General features: G+C 39.6%; 11 protein-coding genes. 8 read left to right on the plus strand and 3 right to left on the minus strand.

The genetic code is table 11. The features are described from left to right. The first annotated feature begins 114 nt into the window (after positions 1-114). On the plus strand, positions 115-2,673 hold the full coding sequence (locus tag LXL81_RS22145; RefSeq protein ID WP_234648943.1) for an ATP-binding protein: 2,559 nt from the start codon (positions 115-117) through the stop codon (positions 2,671-2,673). Here LXL81_RS22145 and LXL81_RS22150 read toward each other — a convergent pair. Continuing rightward, entirely contained in the window at positions 2,661-4,025 is a 1,365-nt protein-coding gene (locus tag LXL81_RS22150; protein ID WP_234648944.1) for a sigma-54 dependent transcriptional regulator, read from the minus strand. The two genes, LXL81_RS22145 and LXL81_RS22150, sit on opposite strands and share 13 nt — an antisense overlap. Positions 4,026-4,152: 127 nt before the next feature. Continuing rightward, positions 4,153-4,458, minus strand: coding sequence for a hypothetical protein (locus LXL81_RS22155; RefSeq protein WP_234648945.1), 306 nt, complete (start codon positions 4,456-4,458; stop codon positions 4,153-4,155). A gap of 1,705 nt (positions 4,459-6,163) precedes the next feature. On the opposite strand from LXL81_RS22155, the gene LXL81_RS22160 reads away from it, so the two are divergent. From LXL81_RS22160 to LXL81_RS22180, 5 genes are all read left to right on the plus strand, one after another. Then, the gene (locus tag LXL81_RS22160; RefSeq protein ID WP_234648946.1) at positions 6,164-9,211 is read left to right on the plus strand and encodes a putative Ig domain-containing protein; all 3,048 of its coding nucleotides are present in this window, start codon (positions 6,164-6,166) and stop codon (positions 9,209-9,211) included. Positions 9,212-9,429: 218 nt separating this feature from the next. Beyond that, positions 9,430-10,158: a ferritin-like domain-containing protein gene (locus tag LXL81_RS22165; protein WP_234648947.1), complete on the plus strand. Its 729-nt coding sequence runs from the start codon at positions 9,430-9,432 to the stop codon at positions 10,156-10,158. A 30-nt stretch (positions 10,159-10,188) separates the two neighbouring features. Further along, positions 10,189-10,974, plus strand: coding sequence for a ferritin-like domain-containing protein (locus LXL81_RS22170; protein WP_234648948.1), 786 nt, complete (start codon positions 10,189-10,191; stop codon positions 10,972-10,974). A gap of 212 nt (positions 10,975-11,186) precedes the next feature. Further along, a complete protein-coding gene (locus LXL81_RS22175) occupies positions 11,187-12,419 on the plus strand; it encodes a sulfite oxidase (RefSeq protein WP_234648949.1) in 1,233 nt (410 codons plus the stop codon). Positions 12,420-12,429: 10 nt separating this feature from the next. After that, positions 12,430-12,873, plus strand: coding sequence for a hypothetical protein (locus LXL81_RS22180; RefSeq protein WP_234648950.1), 444 nt, complete (start codon positions 12,430-12,432; stop codon positions 12,871-12,873). Here LXL81_RS22180 and LXL81_RS22185 read toward each other — a convergent pair whose 3' ends face one another. Further along, entirely contained in the window at positions 12,874-13,461 is a 588-nt protein-coding gene (locus LXL81_RS22185) for a Uma2 family endonuclease (RefSeq protein WP_234648951.1), read from the minus strand. Between the two features lie 114 nt (positions 13,462-13,575). Here LXL81_RS22185 and LXL81_RS22190 point away from each other — a divergent pair, with 114 nt between their 5' ends. Both LXL81_RS22190 and LXL81_RS22195 read left to right on the plus strand, forming a co-directional pair. Continuing rightward, positions 13,576-14,127 (plus strand): thermonuclease family protein, encoded by a 552-nt coding sequence (locus LXL81_RS22190; protein ID WP_234648952.1) that lies wholly within the window; start codon positions 13,576-13,578, stop codon positions 14,125-14,127. A gap of 10 nt (positions 14,128-14,137) precedes the next feature. After that, positions 14,138-14,737, plus strand: coding sequence for a hypothetical protein (locus LXL81_RS22195; protein WP_234648953.1), 600 nt, complete (start codon positions 14,138-14,140; stop codon positions 14,735-14,737). The last annotated feature ends 31 nt before the right edge of the window (positions 14,738-14,768 follow it).

Consider the following 14,768-nt stretch of genomic DNA (forward strand, 5'->3'; position numbering starts at 1 on the left):
GTGATTTAAACGGAAAACAGCATTCTTTAAAATACAGGGAAAATGCATTCTTTGGAAAACTAAACGTTTTTTTCGCAAAATTGCGTTAGTAATCAATACCATGATCAATTTATAATGTCTTCGAAAAGAAACAGATCATTTACAAAGTCTGTAAAAGGCAAAGTGCTTTTGGGCTTCTTCGTGGCCGCCATTGCACTGGGATCTTCATGGATTGTCAGTAAAATCGCTTTCGAAAATATGCTGGAAAAGCTGGAAATCCTTTCTACTCCCAGTGAAAAATTACGGATTGTCAATAAGGTCTTCAAAGACATTCTTTTACTTGATCAACTACAAAATGCCAGGCCACTTCCTGAAAAAGAAGATTCGGTAAGGCAGCAGTTTTTACACCAGTCAGCACAGCTGATCAGTACGCTGGATACGTTAAGTTTCTTTTGTCGTGATACACCGTTGCAGGTTATACGTATTGACTCGATGAAAAGTATCCTCATCGCCAGGGATAGCATTTATAGTGATTATGTCAGAGTTAGGTCGAAACTGGTAAATAATAAAGCACTCTCAGAAGAAGTCAGTAGCATTTCAGGGCTTATTACCACCAAGAAAAGAAAGAGACCGGACAGCACCGTCATTACTACGGAGAGAAGAACAACTACAACAACTGTTTACACGGAGCCCGTGGTTTCCTCAGCTCCCGAAGAAAAAAAGGGATTTTTCAACCGGGTTTTTAACAAAAAAGTAAAAACCCCACCTCCTGCCCCGCTACCCAAAGTGATCAGAAAAGAAGAAGTTACTTCCCATATTGATACGCTTAAAGTGGCCAGGGAAGACAGCACTATTGAACAAGTAGGAGTGGCAGTGCAGGCTATTGAAAAATCACAACGCGCACGTACCGATCGTTTTGTGAACCGGGAACATGAGCTGACCACGGCCGGGAATGCACTTGTAGGGCAGTTGCGGAGTGTGATGCAGGAGGTAGAAGGAGAAATTGTTCGCCAGGCCAGTATGGATGGTTTGCAAACCCAAAATATGGTTGGAGAAAGTATCAACCAGATCGAATACATCATGATCGGATTTTTCTTCCTTACTGCCCTACTGGCTTATTTTATTTTCACAGATATTACCAGAAGCAGCAAATACCGCTATGCTTTGGAAGAGGCAAAAGAAGAAGCCGAATATCACAGCATGGCAAAACAACGATTTTTATCCAACATGAGCCATGAAATCAGGACGCCGCTGCAATCGATCATAGGTTATGCCGAGGCTTTAAAAAAAGAAGAAAAACCAAAAAAGGAAGATCTGGAAACGCTCCATTCAGCATCAGAGCATTTACTTTATCTGGTAAATGAAGTGCTGGATTACAGCCGGATCATTTCTGACCAGTTCACTTTTGAAGAAAGAAATTTTGCAATAACACCCTTGCTAAACGAAGTCGTGAAAATGTTGGGGCCGACAGCCACTTCCAAATCGCTGGTTTTGTCTTTGGAAAATACACTTGGCAATGAGGTGTATCTGAAGGGAGATCCTTTCAGGCTTCGCCAGATTTTATATAATCTACTGACAAATGCCATCAAATTCACAGAAAAAGGCCAGGTAGTATTAAGAGTTTCACACACTGAAATAAAAAATAATATTGCTGTGAAGTTTGAAGTCGAAGATTCCGGAATCGGATTGTCAAAAGAACAGTTGAGCCGGGTTTTCAATCAATTTGAACAGGCGGATCCTTCCATTGCCCGTCGTTTCGGCGGAACTGGTTTGGGGTTGAGTATTGTAAAAGCGCTGGTTGATGCGATGGGCGGGACTATTGAAGTTAACAGTACTTTGAATAAAGGGACCACATTTACAGTCAATACAGAGTTCCTCACAGGTGAAATCCCTTCCGGGGTCAACGACCAGTCCTCAGAAAAAAATTACAATATAACCGGCAAGGTCTGGCTTGTGGATGATGATGCCTTCATCTTGAAATGGTGTGCTTCGGTTTTGGAAACACATCATGTCGCGCATGATTGTTTTTCTTCGGCCGAGGAAGTATTAGAAAAAGAGTGGGATGAAGAAGTTACCGTGGTGCTAACAGATATGCGAATGCCTGGCCTGAACGGTGCCGAATTATGTCAGCAATTAAGAAAAGTAGCTTCAAAATCGGTAAAGATTTATGTATTGACTGCCCAGGCTTTGCCGGAAGAACAGAGCAAACTTTTAGAAATGGGATTTGACGGGATTTTGATGAAGCCATTTCATTCCACTGAAATTCTGGATTTGTTGCAGGCAAATTCCGATAATCAGCCAGCAAAAATCCCGGCCAGCTTGGCCATTGAAAATCCCGAAAAACTTTCAAATGCACCTGATTTCAGTGTACTTGAAGAAATGACTTTTGGCGATGAAACATTATTAAAAGAAATTCTTGAACAATTCGTAAAAGATACCCGAAATGATTTGTCTGATTTAAAAGAATCCATTTCGGTGCATAATACTGAAAAAATAACAGACATAGCGCATCGTTTATCTGGCCGGATCGGGCAAATTGGAGCACCTGAAATATCTGTTCAATTTAGAAAAATCGAAATTTCACTCAGGGAAAACCCGGAAAGCATGACAGCCTCCGAACTGAATAAAACAGTTGCAGAGGCTGATATATTAATTGAACAGATCGATGAAAAGATTTTGTCTTACTCGATATGATACTTTTCAATTTTATAGTAAAGTGTTTTGCGGTCTATGTTCAGAAGCTTTGCGGCTTTGCTTTTGTTATAACGAACATCCTGCAACACCTTTTCAATCATTTCCTTTTCATGCGTTTCCTGCAACAGTTTCAGGTCTGAGCCTCCGGGCAATTTCACCGGAGCAGCTGGCACAGCTTCCATAGAGGTGATCATTTCCTGCGGTAACGCTTTCAGATCAGCAATTTCATCTTTCGATAAAAGCACAAGTCTTTTAATCACATTATTCAGTTCACGCAAATTACCCGGCCAGTCATATTTCAGGAAAATATCCATCACTTCTCTGGATATTTCACGAACATTTCTTCCTAATTCCTCATTGGCCTTATCAACAAAATGCTGAATGAAAACATCAATATCCTCTCCTCTTTCACGTAACGCAGGAACCTGAATTTTAAATTCATTCAAACGGTGATAAAGATCCTCTCTAAAATCGCCGGTCTGGGAAATCAACATCAAATCTTCATTGGTAGCAGCAATCAACCGCACATCCACCTTCACCGGATTTGTACTTCCAATCGGTACAACGATTCTTTCCTGCAAAGCACGAAGCAGTTTTATCTGCACATCATAGCCAAGATTCCCAATTTCGTCCAGAAATAGTGTTCCTCCGTCAGCAGCCTCAAACTGACCAATTTTATCTTGCAAAGCACCAGTGAAAGCACCTTTTTTATGTCCAAAAAGTTCGCTTGCGGCAAGATCTTTTGAAAGTGAGCCACAGTCAATCGCCACAAAGGGACCATCGCTGCGTTTACTTAGTCTGTGAATGGATTTGGCAACATGCTCCTTTCCGGTCCCACTCTCGCCCTGAATTATGACCGACATATCCGTAGGTGCAACCAAACGGACGTACTCATATAGTTGTTTCGAAATTTTGCTATTACCCTCAATAAAATCAAGCGATTGTTTTTCCGGCTTTTTTGTTGTTTTGACAGAAACAGTTTCTTTTCGATTCAGCGCCTCTTTCAGTACCATCAATAATTCTTCCGGATTGACAGGCTTTGTGATGTAATCAAACGCTCCGCTCTGCATGGCAGTCACTGCCGTTCTGATATCATTAAAACTGGTCATGATCAGTGCCGGCGTTCTGTTACCTTCCTCTCTAAGTGATTTCAAAAGATCCAGCGAGTTTCCGTCCGGCAGCCGGTAATCCAGCATCAGCACTGCATATTTATCTGCACCATTAGAACGTATTGCTTCCCTCGCTCCCGCTATTGTTGAGCAAACCTGCACTTCATGGCCATGCTTACCAAGAAAATTACTTAGCAGTTTAGAAAATGTGGTATCGTCTTCAACAAGGAGCAAGTGAGCCATAAGGCAAAAAAGGATTAGATATTAAAAATTTCTTTATGTAACGATTTGCGGAAATGCAAAATTGCAAAAATAAACGCCAAAAAGCCGGAGAATGTTCTGCTTTTCGGCGTTTTCTTTCTTAAAACGTTTATTCAACCTTCCTGCCGTCTTTATCCAGATTGATTTTCGACATTTCACTTCCTTTTTTTACGATGATTTCAAAAAACTGGGTCTTATCTGGTTTTGTGATCAGAAATGCCTCAGTAATTTCCCATCCTGCATAGGCTCCGGCGGAGAGCGTGGATTTGATTGGTTCGGGTAAATCCTCCGGTTTTACAGACATTTTATCTTGTACTAAAACTTCTACACGACAATTGGTCATAGCATCAGATTTCGTGATAGAAATCAGAGATACTATTGACAGAGCCATCATGGCCAATGTTAGTCTTTTCATAATCCTGCGAGTTTTGTTTGACAAATTATTTCTGGAATTCTATTGTCATGACACTTCAATATTTAATCTACAACCCGTCATGATACAAATTTAGTTAGGCAAAACACTTAATATCAATCAGTTAAATAGCTATCTACAATTAACAATGTTGTAGCTTTCAAAAGTAAGTATTAAACATCGAAGAATTTATAAAATAAATTCGATATTCTGTTCGCATTTATTTTCGAAACTAACCGAACACGAATCATGACTATTTTAGAAAACAGAAAAAATTCTGTTTTTTTTGACATGATCACTCATATAATTCCAAATAATTTATATATTTACAACGAATTTTTTAAGCGAATACTTGTAGAACAAATATTACTTTTGATATTTTGAAATATAATTTCAATTCGCCGGATTATGTGTTGGATATTCATTAACATTAAATATTAAAAAATATTACATAAACTTTTACTCAACGTTATCTCAAAAATCTGTACTCTTTCGGTACGAGCATCAAAAATTAAATCCAGGTATTACAATACCTGGATTTAATTTTTGATGTTTTTTTATGCCTTAACAGCCTGAAATAAAACACCTTTATTTCTTGTACAAAAAGGGTAAATTTTTTCTTTTTTCTTTTCCTTCAAAAACACTTCAATTCTTAAAATCCTTTCATTACATCTTCATTTTCACTTGAATGGGCATTCTGCTAAACCGCTAAATATTTTTTAAATAAAATAATCTAACTATGTGTTAGATAATTGTAGAAACTTTACTATGTTTATGATAGAATAAAGTGCTTAAAGAAATAACATTAGTTTGACGTTCTGAATTAGTGATTTAATTGAAACAAGGCAATGAAATTTTACCCTGTATTGAAGTGATCAATGGCTTAAATATTGATTGTCAGATTTTAAGCCGTTGTAGTAACCTTACCCCACAACATGCTGCCGGTATCAGCTTACAACTTGCTGGCTTACAATCTGGTCTTGATTTATCAGCATCGGAACTCCACAATGATTAAAAAGGTACTAAAATTAGAAATTTAGAAGACAGAGAAAATTGACATGCATTCAAAATCAGGCACTATCAATATGATGGTAAGCGATTCTATGTGAGGTAATAGCCTCGCTAATTGAATTGATTGACTCTTATCCCTGTCTTGACCCTATAACATTAAACATATTTCTCACCATACAATAGTACATAATATGAAAAACACATCTTTGACATTTCCTCTGCCCCAACGACAGCATAGGTTTGACGAATGCTTTGGTAAACCCCAAATAGCAAAGTCATACGACTGCTGTTGCTTGCCGCTATGCTGATTTACAGCTAATTCGCAGCTCTGATTCTAATATAATATAAAAACACCCTGTTTAACTGTATTTGAACCGGACTGGAAGAGCTATGCCCTGATATCGCTATACCACCTTTGCTTTTACTAAATATTTCTCACTATATATAATATCATGAATACTACATCTCTTTTTCTCTCCCTGTATAAACGACAGCGAAATGCACTCCATAAATAGGCAACAATAATATAGCCAATTTATGTAATCATTCTTACGCGCCATCCTGATTGCTGCTGATATGCGGCAATCAGTGAAACCTGTATTCCAGACTTGAACTCAGTTAAACTGTATTTAACAGGCGTAGACACGTTAGGACAATAATGCTTTTACTAAATTTTTCTCACTATAATTTTTTTGTCATGAAACGATTTTTTTACAAAAAACAAAACTTTCAAGATTGGATTTCTCCACTTTTAGCACTTCTGTTAATAGTTACTCTGGTCTCCCAAAATTCATATGCGCAGCTGTATGCCACTACTAACACGAGTGGAGTAAGCAGTAACAGGAATCAATTTTTATCAGACGAAAAATATATTCCGAACGGAACATCAGTCGTAACTCCAAATGCTGCAACTGACGCAAATTATACTAATTTTGCCACACTAAACGCAAGCGGTCTTTCCGTAAATATTGGACCTGTAAATGTGTCCGTAGCAGGTAATTCTTTTATTGAAATGACGTTTCCCGGAACTTCACCAGTCATTCCAGCGGGTAAAACATCTTACATAAGAATTGACGCTCCTACTTTTACAGGTATAACGGTGGATCTTTCAGATGTAGTAAATCTTTTAGACTTGCTCTCCAATGATCTTATAAAAGTATCTGTTCCGGGTGGTGGGGCAACTACTTCAACTCTGGTAAAAGATGGCAGTGGAAATTTATTTCTGGCAGTCACACCAACAAATGCTTACAGTGCGATTCGTGTTACTCTTGATTATGAGGGTGTTGCCACACTAGGTTTTGGAACTGCATCATTAAAAGTCTACTACGCATCTTATGAAAATGCCGTTAACTGTGGACTTCCAAAATACACAGATCTTGGAAAACTAGAATCTATCGCTTCTGTAACATTAAATAATACTGTTCTTAACCCGCAGTCTGCAATTGACAACAGTACAACAACTCACTCAACACTTGCATCAGGTTTGGTTGGCGCAGGTGTTGCTGAAACTATTTCCCAAACCGTATATTTAACCGGACCTTCGGCTGCGACTGATGAAGTAAAGGTTTTGTTATCATTACCAGGTACTGTTCTAACCGTAGGCGTTTTAGGTAGTGTACAAGTGCAGGCATTTAATGGCTCAACACCAGTGGGATCAAAAACTGCACTTTCATCACTCATCAATATCGGCCTTCTTACGACTAATCAAGTTATTCCATTCTATTTTGCGCCTGGCGGAGCATTCGACAAAATTACAGTTTCTTACAGTGCTCTTCTTCCGGCAAACGTAATTAGTGGAGGTATCGAAATCTATGATATTCAGGCGGTTCCTGCAAAACCTACGTTAACCAAAAAACTGGTTTACATTTTCCCAAATACAACACCGGCAGTTACTGCTACTTCAACAGGAAATAGTATTGTTTGGCAAGGAGCCTTACCAGCAACCACAGAAATTGGTACGGGTGGAGCTTTTCCAATAAGTGTTTCAACAAATGGTGACTACATTGCTTTGGCAAAAAAAGGATCTTGCGTAAACTTGTCTGACTCTACAAAACTCAGAGTAATTGTTATCACCGACGCATCAGTAACAATTCCAAAAGGGATCTCTGGTAAACCATTAGCGACAGGTGGTTTTATTAAAGGAACCAGTGATGGCCATACCTTTACTTATACACAAACTGGCGCACCTACAGGCGTATCATTCGACGGTAACACGGGTGCAGTTTCAGCTACAACTTTACCAACTGTGGCAGTCAAAACCACTTATCCTATTACGGTAACTATTCTGGAAAATGGTGTATCAACAGGTTTAACTTTAACAAAAGATCTTGTTGTTTACCCAGCTCTTGTTGCCAACAACGGCGCACTGCCATTCGGTATTGAAAACACAGCGTATGGTGCATCCGCAATCCCGGCACCATCGGGTGGAAGCGGGGCAGCAAAAACTTATGCCGTAAATTCCGGAGCTTTACCAACAGGCCTTACATTGAACTCTGACGGTACCTTCTCAGGAACACCTACCACAGACGGCTCTTATAACTTTGTAGTTAGAATTACAGACACCGAATCCGGCGAGTTTATTGATCAGACATACAGTAATGTAAAAGTATATGACCAACTTGTTGCTAACCCAACTGCTCTCCCAAACAGCTACGAAGGTGCTCCTACGTATGGACTTGCTGCTGTTCCAGTACCTACCGGCGGAAGCGGTGAAACTGCCTCATATACTTATGCACTAACAGGCGGAACTCTTCCTCCGGGATTGACGATAAGCTCGGCTGGTGTAATATCCGGAACAACAACGACACCAGGTACATATACCTTTACCATTTCGGTGACTGATCCAACATCATCACAAACTGTTCCACAGCCTTATACATTGATTGTAAGTCCTAAACTGTTACTTCCGGGAGGTACTTTCCCATCTACATCAATTAGTAGCTCTACCTATTCGAAAAATATCTCTTCTGCTACCAACGCTACAACAGGAACGGGAGCAGGTAGCGGTGGAAAAATCGGTGCTACCTTGGTTTATTCTTTAACTGCACCTACTTTCAGAGTAGCCGCTATTCCTACCGGTTTCACATTGGCTGCAAATGGCGACTTATCAGGAAATCCAACTGCTGCCGGTCAGGGTACCAATACCTTTACGGTTTTTGTAACAGATGGAGAACAAACTGCCCAAAATACCTACACGATTCTGATCACAGGTGCGCTTCCGGTTACCCTAACCTCTTTCACCGCCACAAGAGAAGGCCAGACTGCCCAGTTGAAATGGTCAACAACGGAAGAGACTAATAGCGACCGTTTTGAAATCGAAAGAAGCCAGAATGGTAAAAACTGGGATTTGATTGGAACCCAGAAATCCAATGGTGAAAGTACTTCACTGAAAAATTATACGTTTTCAGATGGAAAACCGCTGAATGGGGAAAACCTGTACCGTCTGAAAATGATTGATAGAGATGCAACTTTCGCATACAGCCGTATTCAATCATTGACCTTCGAATCAAACCTTACAACGTCTTTCTACCCTAATCCGGTTGCTGAAAAACTGATCATCAAAACAGAGGATTTCAGCCTTGTGAAAACCGTCAAAATCTTTGACGCAAACGGAAAAACGGTGTATCAGTCTTCGGCTTCACCAACCAGTGAAATCAATGTTCAAAACCTGTCAGCAGGTCTGTACATAGTTCAAATGGTAAGCAGAAGCGGAGCTGTAATTTCTCACAAAGTGATTAAGCAATAACTACGGAAGAACAATCAACATAGTACAAAAAGCCTCTGAATTTATTTCAGGGGCTTTTTTGCTTTTACAAGTAACTGATGATTACAAAATAGAACCATAATAAATAGTAAATAAATTATACCTTTTTTTTTAGCGATCGATCTAAAGACTAATTACAGGCGTAGGTTTTTCAAATAATCTTTTCGACGGGCGAAAGGAAATCGTAACCTTTAATTGCTATGATCAAAAATAAAATTTCACAAAACGATTCTGAAAAGGACGGTCAGAAATCAGTTCTGAACAGACGACTATTCTTACGTTCGGCAGGTGTTGCAACAGCGGTTGGTACACTCGCGATCGGAGCTTGTAAAAATGACGATGATGACGTAGTCACTCCGGTTGATGGAACAACAGTTGATTTAGGTTCTGGTGATGTAGGAATTCTTAACTACGCTTACGCTCTGGAACAACTTGAAGCTGCATTTTACGAACAGGTTGTAAAAACTCCTTACACAGGAATCACTGCTGCTGAAACTACTCTTTTAACTGATATCCGCGATCACGAAGTGATCCACAGAGATTTTTTCAAAGCCGCTCTTACAGCAGCCGCGCCTACTCAGATTATCCCTTCACTTGAAGTTGATTTTTCTAAAATAGATTTCACAAGCCGTGCCGCAGTTCTTGGAGCAGCAAAACTTTTTGAAGATACAGGCGTTGCAGCTTATAATGGAGCTGGCAAGTTTATCAAATCAGCAGATTATCTTTTGATAGCCGGAAAAATTGTGTCGGTTGAAGCCCGTCATGCAGCTGCGATCAGTGATTTGCTAACACCAAAAACTGCTGATTTCGCAAGCGATACGCAGATCGATTCTAATGGTTTGGATAAAGCTACTGCTTCTGCAACAATTCTTGCAGCCGTTCAGCCTTACGTAAAAACCAAGATCAGCGGAGCTAACTTACCTAAATAATTTTCCAACAGACTTCAACATTTGACCGATATGGACATTTTCAAAATATTAGATGAAATTCAAAAAATAGATGGTGACTCAGTGGGCCGTTTGGAACATGCGACACGCCGTCATTTTATGAACAGAATTGGCAGTAAAATTGCAGCTGTTGCTGTTCCTACCGCTTTTGCTTCAATCGTTAACAAAGCATATGCGCAATCCGCAGGTGCTGTTGATATATTAAATTTTGCCTTGACACTTGAATATCTGGAGGACGATTTTTATCAGGCAGCTAACGCAGCATCTGGTTTGATCCCTTCAACAGACAAGGCCATTTTTACGCAGATTGGTAAGCATGAAACGCAGCATGTGGCTTTTCTTAAAGGTGCATTAGGTGCAAAAGCAGTAACCAAACCGGCTTTTGATTTTACAGCAAAAGGTAATTTCGCAACCGTGTTTACAGATTATAACACATTCCTTACTGTTTCTCATGCACTTGAAGATACAGGTGTGAGAGCTTACAAAGGCCAGGCTGGCGGTTTAATGGCCGATCCTGATTTGTTGCAATATGCTTTGCAGGTTCACTCTGTGGAAGCAAGACATGCTTCAATCGTTCGTAAATTGCTTAGTGCTGCTACGGGTAATACAGCAATTAAATCCTGGATTACCAATGCAGAAGGTGCACCGGCAGCCGTGTATGCAGGTGAGGATAACAAAACGCAGGGTGGAGTAAACCTAACAGGTCTTGCTGGTAAATCGGACGCAGCAATTACCGAAGCATTTGACGAACCACTTACAAAAGATCAGGTTCTTGCTATTGCAGGTCTTTTCTTATAGTATAAATATCAACATGTAAACCTAGTCCTGTTGAACATATACATGCACTACTAGTGAGTAAAGTTCAAATCAGTGATACACGCTATTTCTTGAATCAAAAGGCCGTCCTTAGGTAGGATGGCCTTTTTTATGAGTAAGTTTTATGGTTTAATTACTTTTCGTAACGAGGTTTGATTTAAATTGCCTTATATTTTTAGTTAGTATCCGATTCTATGAAGTCATATTTTAACCGACGCGGTTTCTTAAAAAAAACCAGTCTTGCCGCCATAGCAACTACTTTGGGCAGCGAAATCGTTTTTGCAGACAAATTACCTAGAAGATACCTTCCCATTGCACTGGGAGAAAAAGATGCTTTGAAAGGCAAAAACAGTGATATGATCGTACAGGGCGACAAACCCTGGAATGTGGAATCTCCCATTAATTTACTGGACGACCGGATTACTCCGGTTGAAAAAATGTTTATCCGTAACAATGGATTAATTCCGGAAGAAGTTGATATAAAAAGCTGGACTTTAACAATTGACGGAGAATCGGTTACTGCACCAAAAACATATTCTCTTGACGAATTAAAAAAGAAATTTAAACATTACACCTATCAGCTTACTTTGGAATGTGGGGGAAACGGCCGTTCCGGCTATTACCCTGCCGCATCTGGCAATCAATGGGGCCAGGGAGCCGTTCATTGTGCTGAATGGACGGGTGTGAGATTGAAAGATATTTTAAAAGATGTCGGTATTAAAAATGACGCGGTTTATATCGGTTATCACGGCAAAGATCTGCATTTGAGTAAAGATCCAAAAAAGGAGGCAATTTCAAGAGGAGTGCCTATGACCAAGGCGATGGAAGACGAAACGATTATCGCCTGGCAACTAAATGGAAAAGATATTCCGGAATTTCACGGTTATCCTTTGCGTCTGGTTATTGGCGGATGGCCGGCGTCAGTTTCCGGGAAATGGCTGAGCCGGATATCGGTTCGCAATAAAATACATGACGGTGCGAAAATGGAAGGACATAGTTACAAAATGCCTAAAAATCCAGTACCGCCCGGAACTGAAATTCCAACTACTGACGAGTATTTCAGGATCATCGAATCCATGCCGGTAAAGTCTATCATTACTTTTCCAAAAACGGGTGCGGTTATCACCTCCACCGAAAATTTACCTCTGCGCGGACATGCCTGGGCAGGAGATAAATCCGTTAAAAAAGTAGAAGTTTCCATAGATTTTGGTGCTACCTGGCAGAATTGCAAATTGGAAGCACCTGTAAATCGTCTGGCCTGGCAGCATTGGAATACAGATATAAAATTTCCTGTAAAAGGTTATTACGAAATTTGGGTAAAAGCTACCGATGATGCCGGCGTTACGCAGCCTATGGTTATTCCTTCCTGGAATCCTGGTGGATATCTTAACAATGCGTGTGAAAGAATTGCTGTGAAAGTAAGTTAAGAATCAGATTATGAAAAATCCATTTAATAAAATCAAAATAACATTTATCGCTCTTCTCGTTTTGGGAATAACGTTGAGCTCTTTTCGAAAAGAAAACCAATATTCCGGCAATGAAAATCTGACGAAAAATATTCAGCCTTTTACCAACGTCATAATTTCAGATACAACAAAAAAAGACCCGGAAACGGGATTGATCATTGATGAAAACTTGTATATGGTGAAAGCCCAGTGTACGGGTTGCCATTCAACAAAATTGATTATGGCCAATCATTTTACACGCGATGGCTGGAAACAAAAAATACGCTGGATGCAGGCAAACCATAATTTGTGGGAATTAGGCGATACTGAAAAACAAGTACTGGATTACCTGGAAAAGAATTATGCACCTGTTCAAATGGTTTCACGCCGCGCTCCGCTGAAAGATATTCAGTGGTACGATTTAAAATTAAAATAGTTATTCCGCAAAAATTTCACCGACTAACATTTCAAATCCGGGTAGAACCGAAGAAGTGAGGATTTCTTCTTCGATTAAGGGTTTTAAACCAATAAAAACACCCGCTTCGTTGAGCACATAAACAAAAATCGCTTTTTCAGTTGAGTCAACCAGCCAGTATTCTTTCACGCCGTTTTCCTGATAAACTTCAAATTTATTTTTAAATTCCTTATTGGAATTTCCTGGTGAAAGGATTTCAATAATTAAGTCTGGCGCACCGCTACAACCCTGATCATCCAGTTTTTCAAGATTACAGATCACCGAGATATCCGGCTGAACAACAGTGTAAACCTGATTTGGTTTTGCATTGCGTTTTAAAGGTGTAAACCGAACATCAAATGGAGCAGTATACGCTTCGCAGCTTTTACCCTTCAAATAGTTATAAATTCTGTTACTAATTTGGAAAGAAATTTTCTGATGTCTTCTAGCCGGAGCAGGAGACATTTTAAAAATCTTTCCTTTTATAATTTCCAGGCGCTCCTCGAATGTCCATTGAAGATAGTCCGCATACGTATATGTGCCGGCAAGATCCAGTTGGTCGATTGTCATGAGCTGTACGATGAGATTTAATACATTTATTCAAAGATAAAACAAATAAGATAAAGTCTCCGATCACGAAGTATTGCTTACCTTTAACACTTCAACTTATTCCATTATTTACGCGTGCGCTTCTTTAAAGTAACAACATCCCGAGTACTAATACATTACCTGATTGCCATCCTTTTGTTGCCTGGCTTATTATCCTTTCAAAAGAAAAACTATCTGACGGAAAGAGAAAAACAGGACATCCCAAAATCAAGTAATTTACCAAATCCATTAAAAGCCGAAGTAATAGGAATCCAGGACGGAGATACCATTGAACTGAAATTCATCTTTGACGGAAAGAAAGCAGGATTACGCCAAAGGAAACCTGTCAGAATCCGTTTTTTACATATCAATTCTCCTGAAAGAGGAAAACCATTTTATAAAGTGGCGAAACAATATACTTCCGAGCGGTGTTTTCGCAAGATTGTAACAATAAAACATACCGGAGAATTTGATCGTTACGGACGTCTTTTGGGTGAAGTTGTTTTACCAAACGGATCCGTATTAAATAAGGAACTTGTAAAAAAAGGATTGGCCATTCACTTCAAGAAATATTCAAGCAGTGTTGAATATGCCAATCTGGAAATTGATGCACAAAAGAAGAAATTAGGTATCTGGAGTATTCAATAATAAATCAGAAATGAGTTCAGCAGCACTTTTTCAAATTTTATATCAAAACGAAACGCTCTTTCAATTACAGGAAGATATGATCGTCCCTGTCGAAGAAAAAGCAGGAATTCCGGAAGCATTTCCTGCTAAAATTGAAGAGCCTGTGTCAGCATCTGTAAGGGAAATAATACCTCAACCTGTTGTAAAAGTCAATACAGAACCCGCTCAGCCTGCCACTCCCGCTGTTCAGTTTCCGGCGCTTAATCATAAAGTTTTGATACTTATTGATGAACCCAAACAAAAAGGCATGCTGGTTTCGGAGGCTTTATTTTTGGACAACATTTTAAAGGCGGTTGGACAATCCTCAGAAAATTCAGATATTCTCAATTTCAGTTTTATAGCCGGCCCTGATGCCAGAAATGTCCTTTCCGAAAAACGTGTAAATTATTTCATCACTTTTGGTGTCCCGCTGATCAAATTACGTCTGGATCTGCTCCTTCCGCCCTATACACCTAAACAAGTAGAAGGAATCTGGTTTCTCCTGACCGATCCGCTGCCTGTTATTGAGGCCGATGTTGTTTTGAAGAAAAAACTTTGGGCCGCATTGAAACAAATGTTCCCAAAGGATTAACTTTCAGCGCTTTACTTATTTAAAATACCGA

Source organism: Dyadobacter sp. CY356, from assembly GCF_021440195.1.
In the GTDB taxonomy this organism is placed as follows: domain Bacteria; phylum Bacteroidota; class Bacteroidia; order Cytophagales; family Spirosomataceae; genus Dyadobacter.